Raw genomic sequence first — 25394 nt, 5'->3', positions numbered from 1 at the left:
ATTAATGGGCAGAATAATGTTAAAATGTTCATATTACACAGGAGAGACCTGCTTTGAACACCACATGCAAGAAATTTTGGGGGTAGATCAGTGCTGAATTGTTGGAACCTTAAGAGCGGCGCCCGGCTGGTGGCTGAGGAAATACCCTACGTAAAATCTGTGGCTATTGGCATATATATTGGGGTAGGCTCAAGGCACGAATCGCCGCAGATGGCTGGGGCCAGCCATTTTATTGAACATATGCTTTTTAAAGGCACGGAAAAACGCACTGCCCGTGAAATAGCTGACAGCTTCGAGGGCATGGGAGGACAGTTAAACGCTTTCACCTCCAAGGAGCATACCTGTTTATATGCACGTATTCTGGATGAAAACCTCTACACCGCTCTCGATATTCTTTTCGATATGTTATTCCATTCCAGCTTTGCCCCCCGTGATTTTGAGACGGAAAAGGGTGTAATAATTGAAGAAATAAACATGTACGAAGATACTCCCGATGACCTGGTACACGATATCTTTTCCCAGCAGCTGTGGTCAGGGAGTCGGATGGGGTCGCCAATCCTGGGAACTTTGGATACGGTGTCTGCTTTTGCGCGCCAGGAATTATTTTCTTTTTACAATAAAGCCTATGTACCTGCCAATATGGTTATTTCCGTAGCCGGCAATATAAATAATGAGAAATTGTATGAGACAGTGGATAGTTATTTGGAGCAGGAGAATACATCGCCACAGTTCGAGCTGCACCGGGAACAAACCGAGATTACAGGTCCGTTCCTGCATCTGTTGCCCAAGGAGACTGAGCAGGTACAGATATGCCTGGGAGTACCGGGGATTGATTACAACGACAAACGTCGTTATGCTCAGAATATTATGAACAGTATCCTGGGCGGGGGCGTGAGTTCACGGCTTTTCCAGTCCGTGCGGGAGGAATTGGGTCTGGCCTATTCGATTTATTCGTATCCTTCCACCTATTCCGATTCTGGTTCATATGTGATTTATGCCGGGACAGGACCAGCTCGTATCCCTCAATTGATGGAAGTTCTGCATAAAGAGCTGACAGGCTTTGCCGAGAACGGCATATCAGCAGACGAATTATCCCGCACCCGCCAGCAGTTAAAATCAAGTCTTTACCTGGGTATGGAAAGTGTCATGAACCGTATGACCCGTCTGGGAAAATCACTTTTGATGTATGACCGCATAATACCCCTGGAAGAGGTTATGGATAATTTCTTGCGCGTCAAGGAAGAAGCCGTAGGTGATCTGGCTCGCAGCTTGCTGCTTCCCGGGCAGTTTTCCCTGGCGGCTATCGGTTCCGATGAGGCCTTAATGAGCGTAGAAAATGAATTCAATAAATTTTGGAGATAGTTGGGGAGTTTAAATAATGAAAGTAGAAGTAAAAAGGCTGCACTCATTTGATTTGCCCATGCCGCGCTATATGACCAGGGGAGCTTCCGGAGTAGATTTATATGCGGCCTGTGAATATGACATCGCCATTGCTCCGGGGGAACGCAAACTGGTGCCAACCGGTATTGCCATAGCCATACCGGCCGGATATGAGGCCCAGATTCGTCCGCGCAGCGGTTTGGCAATTAACCATGGCATAACCATGTTGAACACGCCTGGAACCATTGACGCCGATTACCGCGGCGAAATCAAGCTTATTGTAATAAACCTGGGGGACAAGGAGTATATATTGAAAAGGGGCGAGAGAATTGCCCAGATGGTCTTTGCCCGGATAGAACAGGCCGAAATGATAGAAGTTAAGGAATTGGACCAGACCGAACGCGGTGACGGGGGTTTCGGCCACACCGGGGTATAATATAAACGGGGGTGGGCAGATGCGTTTAAATGATCTGGTGGGCAAGGAAATGGTGAATATTTATGACGGTATGCGCATGGGAACCGTGGGGGACTCAGATATGTTGATTGACGAAGAGAACGGCCAAATCATTTCCATTATCTTGCCCAACCGGGGCAATGCCTTTAATTTCTGGACTGACCGGCAGAAAATGGTGGTTCCCTGGGAAGCGGTCAAAAAGATTGGACGCGAAGTCATTGTAGTCGAAATCGACCACACCCACATGCGGCTTAAAAACAGTTCGTTTTAAAAATGAGCAAATGAAGTGGATAAGGCGACCATTTGCTATATTTACGAGCTTTACATTTATTTTTACCAATAAAAGCAAATTGTGCGGTTTACCCAGATTCATATCTTGCTTGTGCCTACTGATTTCTTCGTTTTTCCCTTCCACATTCAATCCCTCAAAACGGGCAAACTAAAATAAAAAGGAGTTTTGCCTGTGGATAATTTTGATGAAAATCTGGGTTCTTTTCCTCCCTGGAGCCGTATTCCTTCTTTAGTTGAAATGACCGCGGAAGCAGGGGTGGATTTTGACCAGCTGCTGGCGGGCATTAAACAGGGTGACAGCAGTGCAGCTCTGGCCGCCAGATTTGGCATAAGCGAGGAGACTATGGCTGATCTGGTCAATCACTTCTGGCACTATGGCATCGGTTCCGTAATTGGCGGGGATTAAATTCAGACGCGGAATAACGCAGAACAATTATCTGCGTTCTCAGCGTCTTTTTTGGTCGGGTTCGGGTTGAAAAAGCCAAGGGAATATTATAAGATAGTTTAAATTTCCTTAAGGAGGACCAGAACATGAATGATAAATTTAGCAAAGAAGGTCTTACCTTTGATGATGTTCTTTTAGTTCCCGGCCGCTCAGAAGTTATGCCTCGGGACGTAGATATTTCCACCTGCCTGACCCGTAATATTCGCCTGGAAACCCCTATAATGAGCGCAGGCATGGACACAGTGACCGAAACCCGTATGGCAATTGCTGTGGCTCGTGAAGGTGGAATAGGTATCATTCATAAAAATATGTCTATCGAAGAACAGGCCAAGATGGTGGATCGGGTCAAACGATCCGAACACGGGGTCATTACCGATCCCTTTTCGCTTTCTCCCAACAATTCCATCCGTGACGCTCTGGATATAATGGAACAATACAGGATTTCCGGTGTTCCGATTACCGAGCAAGGAAGGCTGGTAGGGATTATAACCAACCGGGACATCCGTTTTGAAACCGAGTTTAACCAGCCCATTAAGAATGTTATGACCAGCGAAAGGCTGGTTACAGCGCCGGTTGGAACCAGTATGGATCAGGCTATGGATATCCTGCGCAAATACAAAATTGAAAAGCTGCCGCTGGTAGACGAAAATTTCAATTTAATGGGCCTGATCACGATTAAAGACATTGAAAAAACCCAAAAATACCCGAACGCGGCGAAGGATGCACGCGGCAGGCTTTTAGTGGGAGCAGCGGTTGGCACAGCCCATGATACCTTTGAGCGAGTAGAGGCTCTCGTTAAAGCGGGAGTGGATGTCATCGTAGTTGATACTGCTCACGGACATTCGCTGGGTGTCATTCAGATGGTGGCTAAAATAAAACAAAAATATCCCGATCTGCAAATTATTGCTGGTAATGTAGCCACGGGTGAGGCTACCGAAGAATTAATTAAAGCCGGAGCTGATGCGGTTAAAGTGGGTATAGGTCCGGGTTCAATCTGTACCACGCGAGTGGTGGCAGGTATAGGAGTGCCGCAGATTACCGCTGTGTATGATTGTGCCAATGCAGCGCAAAAGTATGGTATTCCTATTATCGCTGACGGTGGGATTAAATTTTCCGGAGATATTGCAAAAGCTATTGCTGCCGGCGCGGACGTGGTTATGCTGGGCAACCTTTTTGCCGGCACTGAAGAAAGTCCGGGAGAAGTCATTATATACCAGGGACGCAGTTATAAGATTTACCGGGGCATGGGTTCTATGGATGCCATGCTCCAGGGCAGCAGCGACCGTTATTTCCAGGAAGATGCTCAGAAACTGGTTCCCGAAGGCATAGAAGGCCGCATTCCCTATAAAGGTTATGTTTCAGAAACCATTTTCCAGCTGGTTGGCGGATTACGTGCAGGCATGGGATACTGCGGCGTGAAAACCATCGAAGAAATGAAGACTAAAACGCGTTTTGTGCGCATTTCCAATGCCGGCTTGGTAGAGAGTCATCCCCATGACATTTCCATAACTAAGGAAGCCCCCAATTACAGGATTTTATGATGCTGACCCAAATCCTGGTTCGTATTATTATGGCTGGAATTGTGGGAATGGCAGTAGGTATTGTTACCAGCCGGACTACTGCCAGGTTGTTCTCAATAATATGTATGGGAGCGGCTTTATTAACCCTAATTTCTACGGAATATTTCAAGGTACTGAACGATCCCTGGTTCAGTGATCCGGGTCGACTGTCGGCGCAGATGGTATCAGCTTTGGGTTTCCTGGGCACAGGATTAATATGGGTTTCGGAAAAAAACGAAGTGCAAGGTTTATCAGTGGCGGCCAGTTTGTGGGTAACGGCAATTCTGGGAATGCTTGTGGGCGCTGGTTTGGAAAATGTAAGTGCAGCTGCTGTATTTATAGTTATTATCATTTATGTGTTTTCAGGATTTATAAAAAAGCGGTTTTTAATAATAGGAGTGGCAGCTGATAAGATATCCGGCGCGCAGGATATGAAAAATCCGGGGTTTAACCCGGATAGTGCGAGCAGACTACAATATGGCCTGATTCTGCTGGGCAATATTTCTTTCCGCTATTTCTATAGCCTTGGCAACCATGTTACCACAGTCTCTGGAACTCACCGCACCCCATCCCTGGGTGGCAACTACCTGGTCAACCCCTAGTTCCCGGGCGATTTCGTATTTGAGCTGTTCTGACATAATGCTGCGCCGTTTTGCCAAACTAATAGACCTCCTTATTGTTTGGCTCGCACCGCTATTATTTTTACCAGGGCATAATAAAATATAGCTAGATTATTATCGCTGACCAGTAAAGTATTTCACAAAAACCTTTTTCTTGTATAAACTTATATCACCGGGAGGTGACAATTATGAGATATGAAGGTAATATATTCAGACCGCCCAGTGAGGCCAGAAGTTATATCCTGCAGTGTACTGTCGCTGCAGCCACAACCGCTGCACATTTTGCGCAATGTACAAAGACAAAAAATACCGGGTGCGCAGCCTGGAAGAAATTAAAACCGATATTCGCATGGCCAAACTATATTATGGTGATTTGGAAAAGGTATTTTTAGCTGATGGCGATGCCCTGGCTATGGATACTCCTGATTTGCTTGAAGTAATATATGAGTTAAAGGGTGCGTTCCCGCATTTGCGTCATATAGGTATCTACGCCAGTCCCGACAGCATTTTACAGAAGGAAATTTCCGAATTGACCGCTTTAAAGGCGGCTGGTTTGACGATAGCTTACCTGGGTGTTGAAACCGGCGACCCAGAATTACTGAAAGATATTCGCAAAGGGGTTTCTTATGAGGAAATGGTTGAGGCCGGCAAGAAAGTACGGCAGGCCGGGATTTTGCTTTCGGTCACGGTTTTGCTGGGGCTGGCCGGGCGTACACCCAGGGCAGTGGACCATGCTGTAAAAACCGCTCAGATCTGCAATGAAATGAATCCTGATTACATTGGGGCGCTGGTATTGATGCTGGTTCCGCGTACGGAATTGTACCGGCGCATGGAGAAAGGTGAATTCGAACTGCCGGGCCCCTTTGAGATTCTTGATGAAATGAGGATTATGATATCCCATCTGGATGTTCAGGGAACAGAGTTCCGCAGCAACCATGCCTCAAATTACCTTCCCATAAAAGGGCGTTTCCCTGATGATAAAGAAAAGGTTTTAAAATTAATTAATGAAATGATTGCAAAAAATGACCGCAAATATTTACGCCCCGATTATTTGCGAGCTTTGTAAAATAAAGTGCTTGGCAGTTTTTAATATTATATTTAAAATAGATAGCATATTTCCAAGACTATTAAAGCGTAGAGAGAGAAAGCAATTCAGGGGGATGTTTTTCGAAGGGGGGATATAACATGCGTTTGTTTGGTAAAAAAGATGATGAACTGTTTTTATTGTTCAAAGAAACCGCCGCAGTAGTAGTCAGAGGCGGAGACATTCTTAAAAATGTAGTTGATGATTACACTGATTTAGATGTTAAGATGGCCAAACTTACTGCCATGGAACACGAAGGCGACCGTATAATACAAGAACTTGTACGTAGGCTGAATACGAGCTTTATCCTGCCCTTTGATCGCGAGGACGCATTCCAACTGGTGCAGAAACTTGCGGCTACTCTCGATTATATTACCGGAATAATAGACCGCATGATATTGTATAAGGCCGGCGAACCTGATGATAAGGTTAAAGAAATGGTTGAGGTACTTTACCAATCACTGGTTTTGCAGGAGAAGGCCTTGAATATGCTGGATAGGGTGGAAAGCAATAAAAAGGCTATTATAGATTGCTGCAGCCAGATTAATAAATTGGAGAAAGAACAGGATACCCTTTATCGCACCGGATTGGCTTATTTATTTGACAATGAAAACGATCCGGTATCGATAATAAAATGGCGTGAGGTATATGAACATATTGAGATGGCCCAGGATTATGTGGAAGATGTAGGTGAGCTGATAACTAACATATGTATAAAATATTCATAAGATAAACAAGGGCCGCTTTAGGCGGCCCGTTTTTTTTATATCCAGCGGCGGTAGCGGAAAAAGCCCAGCATGGAAATAGATAGTACCAACATGAAAGCGGTAATGAAATAAATATAATAAGGATTCGCACTGCCAGGTATAGTAACGTTCATTCCGAAAAAGCCGGTAATAACAGTAAGTGGCATCATAATAATCGATATTACAGTTAAAACAGTAATAATCTCACTGGTTCTGCCGTTAATAATGGAATAATAAGTCTCAGTGGTACTGTTTACCAGATCCCGGTAGGTATTGGCGGTGTCCAGGATGCTGTCCAGGTGGTCCACCAGGTCCAAATAGTAAGGGACATTCTCTTCATTAACGAGAAATGAGTAATGACCATTAATATTACCGAAAATCCGACGCTGCGGAATGAGGACTTTACGCAGCAAGATAATAGTTCTTTTTAATGCCAGGATTTCTTCAGTTATTTCCCGGCCGCGGTCCAGGAATATATTGTCCTCCAGATCGTCAATTCTTTCTCCCAGGCGAGAAATGATGGGAAAATAATCATCAACGATATTATCAATAATTCTATAAAGCAGGTGTTCAGGCCCCAGATTCATCAGCTGAGTTTCTTTCAAGCAAATACGGGCTACCTTACCTACCGCTGCCAGAGCAACCGGGTGAATGGTAACCAGATAATTACTCCCCATAAACACATCTAATTCAATACTGGAAATCTCATCTTCTTCTTCAGCGTCTTCAAAATAACGCAAAGCATGAAAAACGAAGAAGTTATAATCATCATACCGGTCCAGCTTGGCTCGGGGGCTAACCTGCAGGCAGTCTTCCAAGGCCAGGGGATGAAAATCAAAAACATCTCCCAGATAGTTCAACTCACTGGCGGAACAATCGTAAACATCAATCCAGAGATGATTATGCGGATTGGATAATAGCGAATCTTTAGCGGTGAGGTCGACATCATGAAACATGGCGTCTTTTTCAGAATCGTAAAAATAGGTTTTGATCATGTGCATCCCTCCAGGCAAAAGAGGGCTATCCACTGATATGGTGGCTCAATGTAACCCTCACTTTATTATTAAATAGAGTAGACAATTGCCATGATCGGTATTCGGGTATAGGTTCCATCTTACCACCGCCTTTCATTTTAGACTCTTTTAATTATATACTCTTAATCAGCGGAATTTGTCAACACTTGCAGGGTTTCTGCGCAAACCCCTTTTATTTGGCTGTAAATAGGGAATATGGATAAATCGAAGACATGATGGGTAATTTAGGAGGGAGCAAGTATTATGAAGTTTTAGAAAAAATAAGGATTATTTGAAGGGAAAAATTAAAAAATCATGACCCTAATTAGAAGGATTTAGGGCTGTCTATATAAAATATTATCATTTGTATGTAACAGAGGGGTTGGAAAAATGCAAACCAGGGTAATTATATTAGTGGAAAACACTGCTTGTGCTCCTAATCTTAGGGGTGAATACGGTTTTGCCGCGTTAATTGAACAAGCGGGCAAAAAGATCCTTTTTGATACAGGCAGCGGTGATGCCCTGATTCACAACAGCCGGACAAAGGGTATTGACCTGTCAGATTTAGATGCGCTTGTAATCAGTCACGGTCATTTTGATCATACCGGCGGTTTGCGTTCATTAATCGATCAATATAATGTGCCGGTGATCTATGCCCATTCCCGGCTTTTCAATCCGCGGCCGTTTCCCTTGGCAAACGGAACCTATAAGGAAATTGGCTGCGCCTTTTCCAAGCGCGATATAGAGGCTAAGAATATCCCGCTGGTTGAAGCGGATAATTTCCAAGAAATATGGCCGGGTATTTTTCTTAGCGGAGAAATTCCACGCCTAACAGAATACGAAGATGCAGGCGGAAACTTTAAGATAGAAATCAACGGGCAGCTGTTTGATGATGAAATCCTTGATGACCTGGCTTTAATCATTAAGCTTTCAAAAGGATTGGTTATAATAAGCGGCTGTGCACATGCCGGAATGATCAACATAATAAATAATGCCATGGAAAAGACCGGAGTATCAAAAATAATCGCGTTTATTGGCGGAACTCATCTGTTTGCCGCTTCTGAATCACGGATTGAGAAAACCGCTGCTGATCTTAAAAAGATGGATATAGACAAAATCGTTCTATGCCATTGTACGGGCTTTTATGCCGCCGCCAGGTTATATAACGAACTGGGCATGAAAATAATAAAGGGCGATGCGGGCATGGTTTTAAATTTTGGGGGTGCGATTTGAACCTAAACAAATACCGGGTAGAACCTGATAAACTGGCCAGAAAATGCAATCCTGCCATTTTTAAATTCGCCAGTACCGCTGAGATTAAACCGTTAAAAGGAATCATAGGCCAGGATCGTGCGGTACGGTCGCTGGCTTTTGGCCTGGATATGGATAGTCCCGGTTATAATGTATACCTTTCCGGACCATTTGGAACCGGTAAAACCACTCTGGCCCGGGAGATGCTGGAAAAGAAAGCGCGTCATCAAGCCGTGCCTCCGGATTTATTATACGTTTATAATTTTGCCGACCCTGATACCCCGCGGCTGATAGAAATACCAGCGGGCAAAGGCAGGATATTGCGAAAAGATTTGAACGAACAGCTTGAACAGATTCTGGAACAGGTCAGCCGTGTTTTTGAAGGAGAAGCTTTTGAATTTCGCAAAAACCAGGTTTTGTCCTCATTTCTCGAAGATACTAATAATATGTACCTGCGGCTGGATGAAGAGGCTCATAAGTACGGATTCAGCATTTCCCGCAACCAGAACGGCATCAGTACTGTTCCCTTAAAAGATGGTGAAGCCTTAAAACAGGAAGAATACCTGTCAATGTCAGAAGAAGAGAGAGCTGATCTGGTAAGACGCAGTGCCGCTGTTCAGGAAAAGATAAACGAAGCCTTTCGCCAGTACCGGGAATTAGAAAAATCCATGAAACAAAAAATTGCGGCTCTGGAAATAGAAACAGCCGGTTCGGTAATTTCGCCCCACTTTAATCGTCTGAGCAGAAAATACCGGCAGTTTCCCCGGGTAACCCAATACCTGGAGGAAATTAAAAAGGATTTCCTGGGACACCTGGAACTCTTAATCAAACCTGAGGAAAATGCTCCCGTGGCTTGGTTTAAGAACCTGGACCGCAGGACGGCCTTGAGGCGTTATCAAGTAAATCTATTCGTGGATAACTCGGAATTAAAATCAGCCCCGTTAGTATTTGAAAATAATCCCACCTTTTCTAATTTATTTGGACAAATAGAATATGAAAGCGAATTCGGTGTCCTGACCACTGATTTTACTAAAATAAAAGCCGGTTCCATACACCGGGCCAATGGCGGTTACCTGGTTCTGCATGTCTATGATTTGATTAAAAACTATTATGTCTGGGACACACTTAAACGGGTATTAAAAAACCAGCAAATTTATATAGAGAGCATCGGGAAAATTATTGGGGTTACCAACACCGAGACCTTGCAGCCGGAACCCGTCCCGGCCAAACTCAAAGTAGTAATAATAGGTGAACCCATATACTATTATCTTCTTTATTCTTTAGATGAGGAGTTCCAGAAGCTTTTTAAGATCAGGGCGGATTTTGATATCGAAATGGAACGCAACCGCCAGAATATCATGGATTATGCGCGTTTAATAAGTTCGGTCTGCGAAAGCGAAAATCTCAGGCATTTTTCTCCTGGAGCCGTTGCCGGAGTGGTCGAATACGGCAGCCGCATGGCTGAGGACCAGAATAAACTAAGCACCCTATTTAACAAGCTGGTAGAGATAATTTACGAATCAAACCGTTGGGCCGAATATGATAAAGAAGAACTGGTGAGCGAATCTCATGTTTGCAAGGCTATCGCCGAAAAGCGCTATCGCTCTTCCATGATGGAAGATAAAGCCCGTGAATATATGTTTAGAGATTTAGTAATGATTGATGTCAAAGGCCAAAAAGTCGGACAAATAAATGGACTGGCTGTGTATGAAATGGGTGAGCATTCCTTTGGCAAACCGGTTAGGATTACAGCCAAGACCTTTATGGGCGAAAAAGGCCTGATTAATATTGAACGTGAAATTTTAATGAGCGGCAGTATTCATAGTAAGGGCATTCTAACGCTGAACGGATATTTGGGCGCCCAATATGCGCAGGATAAACCCTTAACCCTCTCGGCAAGTTTAACATTTGAACAGTCTTATTATGGCATTGAAGGTGATAGCGCATCCAGTGCCGAATTATATGCTTTATTATCCAGTTTGGCTGATTTGCCGCTGTATCAGGGAATTGCCGTTACGGGATCAGTTAATCAAAACGGCGAAATTCAAGCGGTAGGGGGAGTAAATCAAAAAATCGAAGGATTTTATGCAGTATGTAAACATAAAGGTCTTGATGGAAGGCAGGGGGTAATCATTCCCCGGCAAAATGTATCCCAGCTCATGTTGAGCGATGAAGTTATTGCGGCTGTGGAAACAGGGGCTTTTCATGTTTGGGCCGTAGCAACAATAGATGAAGGATTGGAGATTGTAACCGGAGTACCTGCCGGAATCAGAGAAGAGTCAGGGAAATTTACCAGCGGAAGTGTCCATGAACTTGTAGACAAGAAACTTTCATCCTGGAGCGCGCGCAGAGCCTATTACGGAGGTGAAACGGACCGGGACAATACCCCCAAAAGATTTCGAAGTCCCAGAAGGAGGAGGGAAATTTGACATATAAAAATAACCTATTAATATGTTTGCTGTTGGCGGGATCATTATTTATCGGGGGCTGTAAGTTTCAAACGGCAAGTCTTTTTAATAATTCCAGCGCTGAAGAAGGTCAAAAGCTTATAAAAGTTGAAATAACATTTACCAACAATCAAAAAATCGTCACATATATTAACAATCTGGGAATTGATAAAAACGCCCAGGTCTATGTTGGCGGGTCTTCAGCCAACTATATGTATGACGAGCACGGCAATGTTGTAGGGGTTTTTAATTACCAGCAAATTATTTATATTAAGGTTTTAAAGGTGGTTGAAAAAACATAAAAACGGATTTAATGAGCGGCTTTTAATATTAATCGGGGGAGGGTTTGATATTGAAGTTTTTAAATTGGATTGAAAAAGTATTGCGCAAGATGAATGTACAACTCAGGCTGCTGCTGGCGTTTACGCTCATTTTAGCTGGCGTTACGGGAATAATGGGTATTTACGCTACATATGTTGTGAAAAGCAAGCTGGTATTAACCGCTGAAGAAAAATTAAAATCAGACCTGGCTACCGGAGAACAAATCCTGAATATGATGTATCCCGGAGAGTGGGAACTGCGCGACGGCAAGCTTTTTAAGGGCGGGGTATTAATCGAAGGCAAATATGACGTAGTTGATAAAGTCGGTGAATTGACCGGGGATACAGTAACTATATTCCGCGGTGATACCAGGGTAGCCACTAATGTAAAGAAAGATGGCCAGAGAATGGTAGGAACCCAGGTATCACCAGAGGTAAAAGCTCAGGTTCTAGACCAGGGTAAACCGTATTTAGGGGAAGCCGAGGTGGTGGGAACCAGGAACCAGACCGCTTATAAACCTATTAAGGATGCCAGCGGGAAAATAATCGGCATCTGGTATGTGGGGGTTCCAGCCACCCCTTATGATAATATAGTCAGCCACTTCAGATTATCTATGATCATTTATTCTATTTTAGGTATCGGTATTGGCTTTATTGCTGCCTTTTTAATTGCCTATACAGTATATATGCCTCTGAGACGGATTTCGGAAGCGGTTAAACGTACCAGCGAGGGAGACTTGACGCATTATATCCCCGTATTTGCCGATGATGAACCCAGCAACCTGGCCCGTATGGTAAATACCATGATAGAAAAGATATCAGCATTGATTGGCAAGACAAATGAATTAATTATAACTGTCAGTCATTCCAGTCACGAACTTTTAAAAAGTGCGGAAATGAGTGCTGTGGCTATGGAGAAGATGACATATCAGATTAACGAAATGAGCCGCGGTACTGAATCTCAGGTGAATTTAACCCGGGATTCCAAAGAATCTATTGCGGAAATGTCCGGGGCCATCCAGCAGTTGGCCCACAGCGCTGTCGAAGTAGCAGGATCAGCGGATATGGCCACTACCCGCGCCCATGAGGGCGAAGGACAAATAGCCCATGCCATAGAACAAATTAATGTAATCAGTCATACGGTAAATTCCACTGCGGATATTGTAGGCGGTCTGGGGAATAAATCCGAGGAAATAGGGCAAATCGTAGATCTTATAACCAATATTGCTAACCAGACCAACCTCTTGGCACTCAATGCGGCTATTGAAGCGGCTCGTGCAGGTGAACAGGGTAAGGGTTTCGCTGTGGTGGCCGAAGAAGTTCGCAAACTGGCTGAAGAATCGGCTGATGCTGCCAAGCGTATCGCCGAGTTGGTAAAAGAGATTCAAATTGAAGCCAAGCGCGCTGTAGATTCGATGCAGGCAGGAACCCGCGAAGTGAAAAATGGCACCGAAGTGGTATCCAGTGCCGGACATGCTTTTGGTTACATTATTCAAGCCGTCAGCACCGTTAATGAGCAGATTAAATCCATGACCGATGCCAGTATGAGAATGGCTCACAGCGCTGATACAGTAATTAACTCTATTGAACAAACCGCATCGGCTGCGGACAGCAATTCCCTGGCAGCGCAGAATATCAGCGAACTGGCTGGAGAACAGATGGCTGGAATAGAAGAAATAAATGCCTCTTTAGATGCTCTGAATACGGTTATACTAGAATTAAAAGAAGCTATTTCCTATTTTTCTATTTAAAATCCTTCTGAATACTGGATAAGTTGAGCAAAGGATGTGAGACAATGAGCACAACTATTGATGCGCGCTGCCTTATGTGCGGCAAAACCTATGCTATTAACGAGGAACATCAGGATTATAAAAAACTGGCGGCCAAAGAGAAAGAACCAACTTTTATCTGTGATCTTTGTAACCGAAAAGTTCGTCATGAAGCCGATGAGGACCGGAAACCCAAGAAACCGATATGATTGAAAAGTGAGCGGCGAGAAGATAGTGGGAGTATCAGGAGCGGCGGATAAAGTAATTATCATAAATAAAAAATATTGAGCAATCATTACGGAGGGCAATTCTACTGAAGAAAATAAACATTAATTGTTCTCATGGACATCAACTGGCAGCATATGTTTTCATGCCATCCGGGATGCTCCGGGCGGTAGTAATAATAGCCCATGGATTTCGTGGGAGCAAAGAAAACGGGGGCAAGATATATGGTTTTGCTGACCGTTTGAATGATATAGGTCTGGGGGCAGTGGCTTTTGATTTTTCCGGCAGCGGTGAAAGTGAGGGGGATTTCAAGAATGTTACTATCTCGCGCCAGGCCGCTGATCTTCAGCATGTTATCGACTTTGCAGACCATAATTATGAAGTACCATTAATAGTCTTGGGAAGAAGTCTGGGAGGCAGTACTGTATTGGCCGGAGCGGCTGCTGATGAAAGAATAGCCGGGTATATTTTCTGGTCAGCACCGGTTCTGCTGCATGATACTTTTTCCGCGGTATTGGGAGAGGCATACCGGGAGCTGTTATCAGGCCGAACAGTTGAATTGGAAGATGAATGGGGACGGTTTTTTCTGGCTCCAGACTTGATACAGGATTTTAACCATCATGATATGCTGGCCTGTATCAGGCATTTGGGAGTGCGACCGGTTTTGGTGGTGCATGGCCAAAACGATGAAGTGGTATCCACTGAAAACGCGTTTTTAATTGCTGAGGGAGCGCCTAATGCTTCATTACATATTATCAAGGGAGCAGACCATCGTTTTGCCGGGAAGGTAGAGCAGCGTCAGGATATTACTCTCAAATGGCTGCTGGAGAATATAATTGAACGGAGATGAAAGAGGCATAGAACTGTCACACGTTGACTTCACCAGTATAAATTCCACCGTATTATACCTCAGGGGGTTCGGCCTTTATGGTCCATTGGTGGCCTTTATATTATTTTTTGTGCAGGGTGTGGCGCCTATCATTCCTTATATGATCCTCGCGGGGGCAGCCGGTATGCTGTTCGGCAACTGGATGGGGTTTTGTCTGGCCTGGAGCGGGGCTTTTGCCGGAGCATTATTTCTTTACTACCTTTCCAGGTTCACAGCCCGCGACTACTTCATATTTAGGATTAGAAACCGTTATGACCTGGACCTTAGAAACCTGGACGAAAAAAGCGTCTTTTTAATTCTGCTGATTTGCCGCATTTTTCCTGTGGTTCCTACCGTAATCATAAACGTAGGAGCAGGAATCAGCGGAGTTTCTTGGCGGGTGTTTGCAAGTTCCTCGGCGCTGGGTAAAATCCCCTGGGCTATTATTTATGTGGCCCTGGGCAATTACTTTATGAAAAGCCGCAACATGACAGTAACATTGAGTATAATCGCATTGATATTTATCATATCCTTTGCGGGCATACATTTTTTCCGCGGCCGCTTACCGATGAGACAGCATAAGTTTTAAGAAACGTTCCTGTCAATAGAAGCAGAACTCAAAGGCTTTAAAATCCCTTCTCCTAAACCTGTCGTTTTATGCTTTACAGAAATGTTGATTTATCCTGATGAATTACTAAAGAATCTATTCAACCAGCGATAGAGTATCCACGGTTAAGGTTGGTAACTAACGATGACAAAATAAAGCGTCAAATCAAGTTACCAGAAAGAAAGTCTATGAGGTCGTGATTAAAAAAAACTTCTGTCAAAACAGTAAAATGGGCAAAAAATAGCACTTTCACTACCCCTGAAAGTGCCGGTTTTTCTTATGGTACGCCCGAGAGGAATCGAACCTCCGCACCCGGCTCCGGAGGCCGGTGCTCTATCCACTGAGCTACGGGCGCATATTGCTATATGATTATAACAGAATAACGTCCGCAGGTCAAAAGTCATTCCACGTTATTATCCACCGTTTTGGTTTCCAGATGGATACGGGTGAAAACGGCCAGGATAAATCCCAGGAGGCACAGGATTGAACTGATCCAGTATATATGGCGGGTGGCGGCTGCGTAAGAAGCAACGTAGCTGTGACTGGCTGAGACGCTTCTGAAAAATAAGGAAAAAAGACCGGCCGACATAGCTGTGCCCAGGGCAAAGGAAAAGTTTCGCACCATGGAGATGAACCCGCCGGTGTAACCAGCCTTTTCCCGGCAGACTGCTCCCAGAATCGCACTGTTGTTAGGAGAACCGAAAGCTCCCATACCCATTCCGAATAAGCCCAGACATAATCCTATGTATAAAATAGAACTTGACTCGTTTAAAGCCGACAACATGACACTGGCTAACCCCAGCATCAAAAAAGAGAATGGTGTTAGTAGGCCTGGACCTATGCGATCTGACAGGCTTCCCGCAAGGGGCGCGGTTAAGGCCATCGCAATGGGAGTAACTGCCATTAACAAACCTGAATAAGCCGGGGTAAGGTTCATAACCCTTTCCAGGTAGAAGGGCATAAGAAATATAATAAAAGGCTGCAAGGAATAAGCCACAAAGGCCAGCAGGTTACCGAAAACAAAACGAGGGATTTTAAACAGTTCCAAATCAAGAAGGCCGTTTTCTAAATATTCTTCCCACCGCCAAAAAGCTAACAGCAGCGCCAAACCCAATACTAACAGTTTATAATTGATGCCATGGGCGGTGTTAGTGGAAAAAACCAGAAGGGCTGAAGCGGCAGCCAATAAAATAGTTCCGGTGAAATCAAAAGCCGATTCGGTTTTATTTATTTCTTGAGCGGGGAGCAGCTTTACCGCCAAAATAAATCCTACCAGGCCAATAGGAACATTTATAAGGAAGATGAATGGCCAGCTTAGCTTGGCCAGTATGATACCTCCCAGGGGCGGGCCGGTCATATTGCCCATACCGACCATACTGGCAGTCAGCCCCAGGGCCTTGCCGCGTTCTGCGGGAGGAAATGTGTTGGATACAATGCCAATTCCGGTGGCCATCATCATGCTGGCCCCGATGGCTTGAATGAGACGCGAACCAACCAGAACCCCCAATGAGGATGAAAGACTGCACAGCAGTGATCCCAGCGTAAATACAGCAAAACCATTTCTGTATATCTTTTGGCCACCAATTCTGTCTCCAAGCTTACCGAAGAGGAGCAGGGTAGCGGTTATCACCAGAATATAAGCGGTGACCACCCACTGCACGCTGGATATGCTTACATGGAAAGCAGAGGCTATGCTGGGATTGGCTATATTAAGAATGCTGCCGTCCAGGGTAGCCATAAAGATGCCGATACATATAACTGTCAGGACCTGCCATTTTTGCTTCGGCCTATTAATCATCTGTTTCCGCCCTGCCTGAAAGTATTGGCCTCTATACTTAAGATAACGGGATACTGTATAATATTTTACTACGTTATATAGCTGACCATGAAACATTTTTATTATAATTTGGGTTCAGAATAGGCAAAGCCGGGAAAAAGCGGGGCATTTGCTCCAGTGAGGAACAAATGCCCTTTAAGTATGTCATCTTACGATGGTTAATATTATTCTCGTGGTGCTTATGGACCGACAATTACCATGTTGATCCCGCCGGTAGTTGCGGCAGCGTAATTATTTGCAGCATCTATACACCAGCCGTAAGCAGCCGTCAGGGTGGCAGGACCGCTAGCCAATGAGTTCATATTACTGACATCGACACCTGTCAGGTATACTTGGAAACTGTTGCTTGCCGGGCAATATTTAAAATAACCAGGACTTAAGGATGCATAATCTGGCATACCCATATATGTGCCTCCAAGTGTATAGCTGTTGCCGTTGCTGGTTATCGTCAACTTATTAGGATTAAGGGACGCATAGGGTTCATAGCCGCTGACCGGTATGGTTAAGATGTTGTCTGCTTTATTGTAAACCGCACCTGGATTAATCTTCGAATTATTACCCGCCGGACAGACCGGGAATGGCGCCAGGGCGAAAGGCTCCGAATCGCCGGTGCGGAACAACTCCACACAGTAGAAGCCTTCAGCGGGCAAACCAGCCGGCAGGGTAAAACTGACCTGGTTATAAACAACTGAAACAGTGCTCTGATCGATACTGCACTGCGGCACAGGTTTGTTGCCTAAGCCGGAGCTTAGAACAAGTGTCAAGGGATCGCCTGCATTCCAGGTAGCCTGGCCGATGGCAGCTCCGGTTATGGTCATGGTGGTAGCGGCGTAGCCTTCTTCCAGGCAATGCTTTGGTGGGGTTGAAGAATCCACTATTTCCAAGCCGGGCAGAGATGTCACCTGGATGGTAGTGGTTACTGCAGAGGGCGAATAACTGCTATTTTCTAAAGTGTAAGCTAAGCTATTGGTGCCCAGGCCGGGGTGTTTAGCATCGACATCGAACCTTATCATAGGCTGAGGATAGATAACCGGTCCCCGATCAGTAAGCACAACCGGTGATGATGTTGAACCGACTGAAACGGCTATATTCACAGTCGGCGGGGAAAAAGGCAGATATATACTTCCCGTGAATCCTTGCGGCACATAGTAGTGAAGGACAGAGGAATGTATGCCCAGCATGCTTGATGATGGGTAGATCCCTCCGAATAGCTCGGGAAGATTTGCAGGGTCTATAGCATTGGCGGGATCATTTAGGCCGCTGCCATTGCCAATGGCTGGGTTATTCAGGTCAAACCAGGCTGGCAAGGGTGACTTGTAGTAAAGCCCCAGGCTGGGCAAGAGACCATTCTTAAAGCAATATGAATCTAATTGTGTCAACGCGATAAGCAGGTTGTCAAGAGTATAATCAGGGCTGTCCAGGTTGAAAACGGTGCTGCCTATCAAAATAGAATTAGGTTCAATGGGGCCAGGAACATTAAAATGTGTTTTCCCTGAAGACGATGCCATCGAACTGGTGCTAAGATAGATATTCTGACCGGGCAAGTCGGCGGTAAGCGGTGACAAAATAGTTAATTCTCCGTTAACATCGCCAACAAAGAAATATATTGTGCCGACCGTCCCGCTGGGGACTACGAGGGTGTAATTGGTTGATAAACTACCTGCTGGTATTTTAGCAAAACCTTGATAGTGCGGCAGTGAAGGAGAAGATATATATACATCTGTATCTTCATGAGCTTGCCAGGGAAGAATAGCACTGCCGCTTATTAAGAGACCATTATTGAGAACATTAAGGTTAATCTCCTGGCTGGTGCTGCCTATGGTAATAATGTCGCCGTCAAACGGTGTGCAAGGACCATTGATGCGGTAATAAGCGCATTCCAGTAAACGATTGGCTGCAAAATAATCTAATAAATCCGTTGTAGAATAGAGTATATAACTTACCTTGTAATCACCAGGTTTGACCGGACGCGTATAATTAAAACTTGATATATTGCCGTTGATAACCCCGCTGCAAGTGAAAACTGGGTGTTCATTAGGATCCTGGTATTCAAATTTTATTGTTACCCCCAGTGTTTGTCCGTTGGGTACGGGTGCGGGCAGCTGCACGGAACCGTTGACCCAGACTCCCCGGGGAATTTCACCATTTATGGGAGCTGTTGCAATATCGGCGCAGCTAATGTTAACGGGTGCGCTTTCCATCCAGGGCTCACTATACGTACCCAGGGGCCAGAAGGAAACACAATATCCGGAATTGTTTGGGAGTGTACCCGGTACTTTAAGGCTGTAGCTGATGCTGCAGGCGCCTTCCGGTATGGTTACTTCATTGGTGAAAACATAGATTTGGTCTACGCCTGAAATTCCATGGGCTTCGATACCTACCCGCAAGCCGCCTGCCGGAGCCTTGTATGGAGAAGCCAGGGTTATGATACCCTGGATGGTTTTCATCTCGTCGCACAGGGTTCCGTCTGTATTAAGCCGATAAACTCCAGTAATATCGCAGCCGGAATAGCTTTTAGCAAATAATACCCTTATTCTGGCAGGGTCACTGAAAAATAATGTAGGGCGACGCATTTTTTCTGTCACAGGTTTCCATTCCAGAACTCCCACATTAAAATTACTGTTGTTCATTATCTCCAGGCAGTAGTAATTGCCGACAATATTTGAGGGTTTGTTAACCGCGAAGTCGCTGGCCAGTTTATAAGTTGTGCCGTTATATACTGTGCTGATCACATCGGTAACCGTCCAGGTTCCAATTGTACCAGTATAATTTACACTGCTGTTTGAAGTTCCTCCCGAACCAGTATTATTGTTTGAAGCCGGGGTGCTGGCGGAACCGCTGGCTGTACTGGCAGCCTGGGATAATGCGCTGCTTACCGCATTGATAACATTAGGGACAGATGGAGCAGCAGACTGCGGAACAGTCGTTGGCTGAGATGGGGCCGGCGGGGCATCAACCGATGCGGGTGGAGGGGGAGCAGCCTCCTGTTTACTGGCGATTTCCTGCGCCTTGGCTTCGACCCAGGTTTTAACCTCTACCCATTCCTTGCTTTCAGCGGCTGTCATCTGGGTGGGCGCACTGGGTGGCGCGTTGGCTGCGGTAACTGTGGTGCTTTGAAGCTGGCCCAGGGATTGGGTCTGGCCGCCGCTGGTTACTTCAGCTTCACCTTCCAGGAGGCTGGTGCTGTTGCCCTTGTCTGTAACCAGGTTGCTCCAGAAGCTGCCTCTAATAGCGGCTACGCCCCAGGGCATGTCTACTTTTACCCTTACTTTTTTCTTTTCCGCCGTCTTGTACCAGGCTGAGCCGAGTCTGCCGCCGCAAAAAGCAGGGTCCCAGGTTCTTTAAGCTGGCTACTTTGCTCAAGTTCTTGATTAATGTACTGGTTTTCTTTGTTTCTGCTGCAGGTTGGCTGGTTTCGGCGGAAGATTTACTGGCCAGAGCGCCAAACATTTTTCCTTCTTTAAGTTCAACTTCCAGGAAGTCTATTCCCGTACCGGGAGTACCGTCGGTCGTTATGTATGACCTTCCCTGGTTTTCTTTAATAGCCAGTTTGGTACCGCTCTTCAATAATAAACCGCTGCCATCGGGGAAGCTTAATTCAGCTTCACCGCTGCCGGTGCTGATGCTGTCTCCAACGGCCAGGGTACTATTTCCGCTGATATTTTCTTCTTTGCCGCCGACACGGGTTATTTTAACTTCTCCGCTCTTTACTTTCAAAGTTATGTAAAGGCTGCTTCTGCTGAGCTGCGGCTCTTTGGTAAGCAGTATACTGAGAGTACGGGCCAGGTCTCCGCGTTTAAATGATTGGTCGGGATAGAATTTCTTGCCGTCTTTACTGAGACTTATCATCCCGGCTTCCAGGGCAACCGCAACACTCTTGGCGGCCCAGTGCTGGTTGTTAATATCCTGCAGAGACGGCAAATCTGCATCAGGTTTTTCTTTCGTTAACCTGAAAAATAAACTGATGCCTTCAGCCCGGCTGAGTTTCCTTTCGGGCTGGAAACTGCCATCGGGAAAACCCATTATGTATCCCGCTTTAACGGCTGCTGCAATACTGCTTGCAGCCCAATGGTCTTTGGCAACGTCCTTAAAACCACTGGGACTGCTGCCCGCTTTCAGTCCCGCGATACGCGCGAACAATGATGCGGCTTCGGCACGAGTCAAGCCTTCTTCCGGGTGAAAGCCTCCGTCAGGAAAGCCTTTCATTAAACCTCGCTGGGACAGGTAAGTGATAAAAATCAGATTGGGATCATTGGCTGCTACGTCCGTAAATGGTGTTTTAACGACTGATGATGATTGTACCGGGGGAGTGATGCTGCTGTCTCCAACCGGAGCCCCTAGCGCTATTGTGCTCATGCTCAGCAGGAACACCAATAGGAACAGGTACAGAAGAAGGGGTTTCTTATTCGGGGTCATCTTTGTTCCGCTTCCTTTCCATTATTTATAAATATAAAAATATTTCGCCATTATATTGAGATAAACCTGCTTAAAGATCAACAAAATATTGCAAAATATGCGCAAAGAAAAGCCCCCCTGGTTTTAATGGAGGGCTGTTTCAAGCATCTTGGTTAATTTCTATTTCACTAGTCTATTCCTGTATCGGTAATACCATTACCTAGCTTTGAATCATGACATGGGCGATAACGTCTCCCAGACAGGTGGCCGCGTTTTGGGCCAGATCTAAAGACATTCCGTCTGTGCCGATTTCAAAGATTAGCGCGGTAGGGTAAAGATCCTGATTGTAGTCTCCCTTCCCAATAAATATACCGCGCATCATACCAGGATAGAGGGTGTCGCCCATTGCCTTAACCCTGCGGGCATAATCGAGGTTGGTTTTCAAATTTGGGTTGGAACGTCCTATTACTATCATGACGCGGGAGGTATTGACACCATTTACAGTTGTAAAGTACGAGCTGGTTGGGGCGGAGTCACGATGAACATCAAACGCGGCATCAGGTCTTTCCTTTAATAGCTGCAGAGCCGTTCGGCGCGAACGGTGGTATGCATTGATATCGTGAGGATCGTGCCGGTTAAAACTATGAGTAACGCTGATGCCTGAACGTTGGAGGGAATTTGCCAATGAGGTTCCTACAGCATATATATCTCCATTTCCTGGTTTACTGGTAATACCGGTTGAATAGCCATATGATTCATCGCTGTGTGTATGATATATTACCACATGACTGTTAATAGACGGGGCTTGAACGGGGATACCTTTTGAATTCAATGGCAATACGGCCTTTTTGAGATTGGGTTTGACATTATTAACGGAGTTGCTTTTTACGCGAGCGATAGCGTTAGTTCCCTTTACACTGGTTATAATATAATGGATATTTTTTTCACTGATGTATTCATCCTTTTCACTGACTGGGAAACCGGTCTCCAGAATTACTTTACCGGCAGTATCTCTAATAGTAAAGTAGCTTTTTCGGTTGAAGGCGCCGGACTTAAACGCGGCTTGGCCTGGGGACTGCTTATAATATTAAAAATATAGGCGACCAACATAACCGCCAATAAGATCATGAAAAATATAATAACATATTTCCTATCAAGAACTTTATCCATATAAACCGCCCTTTTCGTTTAATCGTTATTATTTATTATTTTGCTTATTTATTATTTTGAAAAAGGCGGATTTTTATTCAGTCTGCAACCAAGGGACAAATTAAAAGCGGTTATATATGCTTCATGATTGTCACTAATACAAGAAACAAGTAAAATTATTGCCTTAATCGGGCAAATATAACTGATAAAATAATAAAAGGCTTCCGGAGATCATCGGAAACCTTTTATACAGAACACTCAAGCACTATATCAGTATAATAACCAAATTGAGCTCAACTTTTTATATTATTTAGTCCCAACTGGCCAAATAGGTCTTTTGCTCACTGGTAAGTTCGTCTATTTCCACACCCTGTGATTTTAACCGCAGATAGGCTACTTTGCGGTCGATTTCCTCGGGTACGTTGTATACGTGATTGTCCAGTTCTTTACGATTCTTAATTACGTATAAAAGGGACAGGGCCTGCAGGGAAAAGCTTAAATCCATGACTTCCGCCGGGTGGCCGTCGCCGGCCGCCAGGTTGACCAGGCGTCCTTCAGCCAGCAGGTACAGTTTACGTCCGTCTTCCATTACAAACTCTTCAATATTATTTTTCAAGACTCGTGTGCTGACTGCCAGGCTGTTCAAGTCGCCTTTGCTGACTTCAACGTCAAAATGCCCTGCATTGGCCATGATGGCATTATTTTTCATAACCCGCATGTGTTCTCTGCGGATTACATTTATGTTTCCGGTTACGGTTATGAAACGTCTCCCAGTTCGGCCGCTTTAGCCATAGGCATTACTTCGAATCCATCCATAATAGCTTCGTTGGCTTTTATGGGATCGATTTCCGTTACAATAATACGCGCACCCAATCCTTTAGCCCGCATGGCTACACCTTTGCCGCACCAGCCATATCCTACAACTACCACATCTTTGCCGGCTACTACGAGGTTGGTAGTACGATTGATACCGTCCCAAACCGATTGCCCGGTACCGTAGCGGTTGTCAAAAAGATATTTCATATAGGCGTCATTAACAGCTATCATGGGGAACACGAGAACTCCCTCACGGTCCAGAGCCCTTAAACGTACTATCCCCGTGGTAGTTTCCTCACAACCTCCAATAATAGACAGAGCCTGCTCTTTACGTTCCTTGTGCAATAAGCCCACCATATCGGCTCCATCATCAATCAGAGCATCAGGCATGGTATCCAGGGTCATCTCCAGGAAACGATGATATTCTTCCATGGTTTCACCATGTATAGCGAAAACAGTTATGCCTGAATCTACCAGGGCGGCGACCACATCGTCCTGAGTGGATAATGGATTGCTGGCACAGGCCACCACATTGGCGCCGGCCGCCTGCAGGGTTTGCAGGAGATAGCCGGTTTTAGCTTCCAGGTGCAGGCAGCAGGCGATAGTCATGTCTTTCAGAGGAAGGGTTTTTGTAAATTCTTCTTTTAACATATTAAGAACGGGCATATTTTGGCTGACCCATTCGAGTTTGGCGTAGCCGGCAGGGGCCAGGGCCAGGTCTTTGATAATGGATTTAGTTTCACTCAGGCTATGCAGCATAGCGGTCATTATTAAACCTCCGTATTAATTTATAAATCGTGATTTCACTATAGCAGTTATTAACGCTGCTTTCCAGGTCATTATAAGATAAATTGGGTTACAAAATAAACAACAATCTGGTAATATAATTTTAAATATCGTAATAAATGAGGGATTTCCTGGTGAAGGTATTGATTTTCAGCTGGGAATATCCACCGCATATGGTGGGCGGGCTGGGACAACACGTATATGATTTGAGCCGGTTCCTGGTGCGCAATGGCGTATGCGTACATATTATTACTCCCCGGGTAAAGTACTATCCTGATTATCAGGAAGAGAACGGGGTGCATATACACCGGGTAGGCAGCGCTTACCGGGAAGTTGAGAATTTTAAGTCCTGGACCTTCAGATTCAATAGTGAGGCCATTCGTGAAGCGGTGGTAATCAATGGAGAGGTTGGGGGCTTCGATATAATTCACGCTCATGACTGGTTGGTGGCCTATGCGGGCAGGTCTGTGGCCAGGATCTTTGAAATCCCTTTGGTAACAACCATTCATGCGACTGAACACGGGCGCAATCTTGGCCTGCACAACCGCTTCCAAATGGAAATCAACGAGATAGAAAGGAACCTGGCTCTGGAAGCTGATAGGGTGATATGCTGCAGCCGTTATATGCAGCACGAGATTTCCAGCCTATTTGGTCGTCCGGCGGAAGAACTTACAATTATACCCAACGGGGTTGACCCTTCCTTATTTTTACCCATGCCCGAGCGTCCCCGTTTTACTATTAACGATGACGAAGAAGTGGTTTTCTTCATCGGGCGCTGGTGCCGGAAAAGGGCGTTTGTTTCCTTCTGCGTGCCTTCCCAAAGGTACTGAAAGAGGTGCCTAATGCCAGGCTTTATATTGGGGGGCGGGGACCACAGCAAAAAGAGTTGGAACGCATGGTACTAGGCATGGATCTGGATGAACAGATTCAGTTTACTGGATTCATCTACAGTGAAGAGAGAAATTACGTTTACCAGAAGGCTAAAGTTGCTGTCTTTCCCAGCCTATATGAACCTTTCGGTATCGTGGCCCTGGAAGCCATGGCTACCTCTACTCCCGTAGTGGTGGCTGATACCGGCGGGCTGGGCGAGATTGTGGAAAGTGGCGTAACGGGAATAAAAGTTGCCCCCGGAGATGAAAACGAGCTGGCCGAGGCAATTATTAGAATTTTAAAGGACAAGACGCTGGCTGATAAACTGCGGGCCAATTCGGCTGAGGTTATAGAAACTACTTACAGTTGGGATGTTATTGCCCGCAGTACGGCAGAGGTTTATAATGAGGCCCTGTCTTTTAAGACCAAACCGGTATTCATTCATGGCCAGATTTAAAAGGG

General features: G+C 45.3%; 23 protein-coding genes, 1 tRNA gene and 2 pseudogenes. 18 read left to right on the top strand and 8 right to left on the bottom strand.

Annotation, left to right across the window (positions count from 1 at the left end):
• Window positions 1-90 precede the first annotated feature (90 nt).
• The 6 genes and pseudogenes from JCM14374_RS06180 to JCM14374_RS14530 all read left to right on the top strand — a co-directional run.
• Complete coding sequence (locus tag JCM14374_RS06180) at window positions 91-1362, top strand: M16 family metallopeptidase (protein WP_054694841.1); 1272 nt, start codon at window positions 91-93, stop codon at window positions 1360-1362.
• A gap of 16 nt (window positions 1363-1378) precedes the next feature.
• Window positions 1379-1816: a dUTP diphosphatase gene (gene dut, locus JCM14374_RS06175; RefSeq protein ID WP_054694838.1), complete on the top strand. Its 438-nt coding sequence runs from the start codon at window positions 1379-1381 to the stop codon at window positions 1814-1816.
• Window positions 1817-1835: 19 nt separating this feature from the next.
• Window positions 1836-2105, top strand: a complete 270-nt coding sequence (locus tag JCM14374_RS06170; RefSeq protein ID WP_054694835.1) for a YlmC/YmxH family sporulation protein — start codon at window positions 1836-1838, stop codon at window positions 2103-2105.
• Window positions 2106-2297: 192 nt separating this feature from the next.
• Complete coding sequence (locus JCM14374_RS06165) at window positions 2298-2531, top strand: SWIB-MDM2 domain-containing protein (protein WP_054694832.1); 234 nt, start codon at window positions 2298-2300, stop codon at window positions 2529-2531.
• Window positions 2532-2656: 125 nt separating this feature from the next.
• Window positions 2657-4111, top strand: a complete 1455-nt coding sequence (gene guaB, locus JCM14374_RS06160) for an IMP dehydrogenase (RefSeq protein WP_054694828.1) — start codon at window positions 2657-2659, stop codon at window positions 4109-4111.
• Window positions 4108-4494: pseudogene (locus JCM14374_RS14530) on the top strand (MgtC/SapB family protein); the annotation flags it as partial. The gene guaB and the pseudogene JCM14374_RS14530, both read left to right, overlap by 4 nt.
• A 105-nt stretch (window positions 4495-4599) precedes the next feature.
• Here JCM14374_RS14530 and JCM14374_RS13065 read toward each other — a convergent pair.
• Window positions 4600-4788 (bottom strand): small, acid-soluble spore protein, alpha/beta type, encoded by a 189-nt coding sequence (locus tag JCM14374_RS13065; RefSeq protein ID WP_083453904.1) that lies wholly within the window; start codon window positions 4786-4788, stop codon window positions 4600-4602.
• Window positions 4789-5038: 250 nt separating this feature from the next.
• On the opposite strand from JCM14374_RS13065, the gene JCM14374_RS06150 reads away from it, so the two are divergent.
• Together JCM14374_RS06150 and JCM14374_RS06145 are read left to right on the top strand one after the other, a co-directional pair.
• Complete coding sequence (locus tag JCM14374_RS06150; protein ID WP_242848855.1) at window positions 5039-5815, top strand: radical SAM protein; 777 nt, start codon at window positions 5039-5041, stop codon at window positions 5813-5815.
• A gap of 119 nt (window positions 5816-5934) precedes the next feature.
• Window positions 5935-6561 (top strand): DUF47 domain-containing protein, encoded by a 627-nt coding sequence (locus JCM14374_RS06145; RefSeq protein ID WP_054694818.1) that lies wholly within the window; start codon window positions 5935-5937, stop codon window positions 6559-6561.
• Window positions 6562-6596: 35 nt separating this feature from the next.
• Here JCM14374_RS06145 and corA read toward each other — a convergent pair whose 3' ends face one another.
• Window positions 6597-7574 (bottom strand): magnesium/cobalt transporter CorA, encoded by a 978-nt coding sequence (gene corA / locus JCM14374_RS06140; protein WP_054694815.1) that lies wholly within the window; start codon window positions 7572-7574, stop codon window positions 6597-6599.
• A gap of 408 nt (window positions 7575-7982) precedes the next feature.
• On the opposite strand from corA, the gene JCM14374_RS06135 reads away from it, so the two are divergent.
• The 7 genes from JCM14374_RS06135 (at window position 7983) to JCM14374_RS06105 (ending at window position 15061) form a co-directional block, all read left to right on the top strand.
• The gene (locus tag JCM14374_RS06135) at window positions 7983-8825 is read left to right on the top strand and encodes an MBL fold metallo-hydrolase (protein ID WP_054694812.1); all 843 of its coding nucleotides are present in this window, start codon (window positions 7983-7985) and stop codon (window positions 8823-8825) included.
• Window positions 8822-11272: a Lon protease family protein gene (locus JCM14374_RS06130; protein WP_242848854.1), complete on the top strand. Its 2451-nt coding sequence runs from the start codon at window positions 8822-8824 to the stop codon at window positions 11270-11272. The genes JCM14374_RS06135 and JCM14374_RS06130 overlap by 4 nt, the downstream gene beginning before the upstream one ends.
• Complete coding sequence (locus JCM14374_RS06125) at window positions 11269-11592, top strand: hypothetical protein (RefSeq protein ID WP_054694807.1); 324 nt, start codon at window positions 11269-11271, stop codon at window positions 11590-11592. The genes JCM14374_RS06130 and JCM14374_RS06125 overlap by 4 nt, the downstream gene beginning before the upstream one ends.
• 50 nt (window positions 11593-11642) lie before the next feature.
• Window positions 11643-13361 (top strand): methyl-accepting chemotaxis protein, encoded by a 1719-nt coding sequence (locus JCM14374_RS06120; RefSeq protein ID WP_242848853.1) that lies wholly within the window; start codon window positions 11643-11645, stop codon window positions 13359-13361.
• A gap of 44 nt (window positions 13362-13405) precedes the next feature.
• Complete coding sequence (locus JCM14374_RS06115; protein ID WP_054694804.1) at window positions 13406-13588, top strand: DUF2197 domain-containing protein; 183 nt, start codon at window positions 13406-13408, stop codon at window positions 13586-13588.
• Between the two features lie 173 nt (window positions 13589-13761).
• Window positions 13762-14454 (top strand): alpha/beta hydrolase, encoded by a 693-nt coding sequence (locus JCM14374_RS06110; protein WP_172674169.1) that lies wholly within the window; start codon window positions 13762-13764, stop codon window positions 14452-14454.
• Window positions 14441-15061, top strand: a complete 621-nt coding sequence (locus JCM14374_RS06105; RefSeq protein ID WP_054694799.1) for a TVP38/TMEM64 family protein — start codon at window positions 14441-14443, stop codon at window positions 15059-15061. Before JCM14374_RS06110 ends, JCM14374_RS06105 begins: the two co-directional genes overlap by 14 nt.
• 298 nt (window positions 15062-15359) lie before the next feature.
• Here the strand turns inward: JCM14374_RS06105 and JCM14374_RS06100 are convergent.
• The 5 genes from JCM14374_RS06100 to spoIIP all read right to left on the bottom strand — a co-directional run bounded on the left by JCM14374_RS06100 (window position 15360) and on the right by spoIIP (window position 22209).
• Window positions 15360-15434: transfer RNA gene (locus JCM14374_RS06100), tRNA-Arg, on the bottom strand.
• 45 nt (window positions 15435-15479) lie between these two features.
• Window positions 15480-16877, bottom strand: coding sequence for an MFS transporter (locus JCM14374_RS06095; protein WP_054694797.1), 1398 nt, complete (start codon window positions 16875-16877; stop codon window positions 15480-15482).
• A gap of 218 nt (window positions 16878-17095) precedes the next feature.
• Window positions 17096-20167, bottom strand: coding sequence for a hypothetical protein (locus tag JCM14374_RS06090; RefSeq protein ID WP_054694793.1), 3072 nt, complete (start codon window positions 20165-20167; stop codon window positions 17096-17098).
• Window positions 20142-21332 (bottom strand): S-layer homology domain-containing protein, encoded by a 1191-nt coding sequence (locus tag JCM14374_RS06085; RefSeq protein ID WP_054694790.1) that lies wholly within the window; start codon window positions 21330-21332, stop codon window positions 20142-20144. The genes JCM14374_RS06090 and JCM14374_RS06085 overlap by 26 nt, the downstream gene beginning before the upstream one ends.
• Before the next feature lie 199 nt (window positions 21333-21531).
• Window positions 21532-22209, bottom strand: a complete 678-nt coding sequence (spoIIP, locus tag JCM14374_RS06080) for a stage II sporulation protein P (RefSeq protein ID WP_278279242.1) — start codon at window positions 22207-22209, stop codon at window positions 21532-21534.
• Window positions 22210-22242: 33 nt separating this feature from the next.
• Here spoIIP and JCM14374_RS13750 point away from each other — a divergent pair, with 33 nt between their 5' ends.
• Window positions 22243-22410 (top strand): hypothetical protein, encoded by a 168-nt coding sequence (locus tag JCM14374_RS13750; protein WP_172674168.1) that lies wholly within the window; start codon window positions 22243-22245, stop codon window positions 22408-22410.
• 360 nt (window positions 22411-22770) lie between these two features.
• Here JCM14374_RS13750 and JCM14374_RS06075 read toward each other — a convergent pair.
• Window positions 22771-24035, bottom strand: a pseudogene (locus tag JCM14374_RS06075) (adenosylhomocysteinase).
• A 161-nt stretch (window positions 24036-24196) separates the two neighbouring features.
• Between JCM14374_RS06075 and JCM14374_RS06070 the strand changes: the two are divergent.
• Together JCM14374_RS06070 and JCM14374_RS06065 are read left to right on the top strand one after the other, a co-directional pair.
• Entirely contained in the window at window positions 24197-24892 is a 696-nt protein-coding gene (locus JCM14374_RS06070; RefSeq protein WP_054694784.1) for a glycosyltransferase family 4 protein, read from the top strand.
• Window positions 24841-25389 (top strand): glycosyltransferase family 4 protein, encoded by a 549-nt coding sequence (locus JCM14374_RS06065; RefSeq protein ID WP_172674167.1) that lies wholly within the window; start codon window positions 24841-24843, stop codon window positions 25387-25389. The genes JCM14374_RS06070 and JCM14374_RS06065 overlap by 52 nt, the downstream gene beginning before the upstream one ends.
• Window positions 25390-25394: the final 5 nt, after the last annotated feature.

It is taken from the genome of Syntrophomonas palmitatica JCM 14374 (assembly GCF_001311885.1).
Lineage (GTDB): Bacteria > Bacillota > Syntrophomonadia > Syntrophomonadales > Syntrophomonadaceae > Syntrophomonas_A > Syntrophomonas_A palmitatica.
Note: the sequence above shows the minus strand (reverse complement) of the source record. Positions and strands in the feature narration are given on the sequence as shown.

What these genes read in the sequence shown, in the direction of transcription:
- JCM14374_RS06145 (WP_054694818.1), top strand. Translation starts at nt 5,935, where the DNA reads ATGCGTTTGTTTGGTAAAAAAGATGATGAACTGTTTTTATTGTTCAAA.
- JCM14374_RS06110 (WP_172674169.1), top strand. Translation starts at nt 13,762, where the DNA reads ATGCTCCGGGCGGTAGTAATAATAGCCCATGGATTTCGTGGGAGCAAA.
- JCM14374_RS06090 (WP_054694793.1), bottom strand. Translation starts at nt 20,167, where the DNA reads ATGCCCTGGGGCGTAGCCGCTATTAGAGGCAGCTTCTGGAGCAACCTG.
- JCM14374_RS06135 (WP_054694812.1), top strand. Translation starts at nt 7,983, where the DNA reads ATGCAAACCAGGGTAATTATATTAGTGGAAAACACTGCTTGTGCTCCT.
- guaB (WP_054694828.1), top strand. Translation starts at nt 2,657, where the DNA reads ATGAATGATAAATTTAGCAAAGAAGGTCTTACCTTTGATGATGTTCTT.
- JCM14374_RS06085 (WP_054694790.1), bottom strand. Translation starts at nt 21,332, where the DNA reads ATGACCCCGAATAAGAAACCCCTTCTTCTGTACCTGTTCCTATTGGTG.
- JCM14374_RS06115 (WP_054694804.1), top strand. Translation starts at nt 13,406, where the DNA reads ATGAGCACAACTATTGATGCGCGCTGCCTTATGTGCGGCAAAACCTAT.
- JCM14374_RS06150 (WP_242848855.1), top strand. Translation starts at nt 5,039, where the DNA reads ATGTACAAAGACAAAAAATACCGGGTGCGCAGCCTGGAAGAAATTAAA.
- JCM14374_RS06170 (WP_054694835.1), top strand. Translation starts at nt 1,836, where the DNA reads ATGCGTTTAAATGATCTGGTGGGCAAGGAAATGGTGAATATTTATGAC.
- JCM14374_RS06095 (WP_054694797.1), bottom strand. Translation starts at nt 16,877, where the DNA reads ATGATTAATAGGCCGAAGCAAAAATGGCAGGTCCTGACAGTTATATGT.
- JCM14374_RS13750 (WP_172674168.1), top strand. Translation starts at nt 22,243, where the DNA reads ATGGATATTTTTTTCACTGATGTATTCATCCTTTTCACTGACTGGGAA.
- corA (WP_054694815.1), bottom strand. Translation starts at nt 7,574, where the DNA reads ATGATCAAAACCTATTTTTACGATTCTGAAAAAGACGCCATGTTTCAT.
- dut (WP_054694838.1), top strand. Translation starts at nt 1,379, where the DNA reads ATGAAAGTAGAAGTAAAAAGGCTGCACTCATTTGATTTGCCCATGCCG.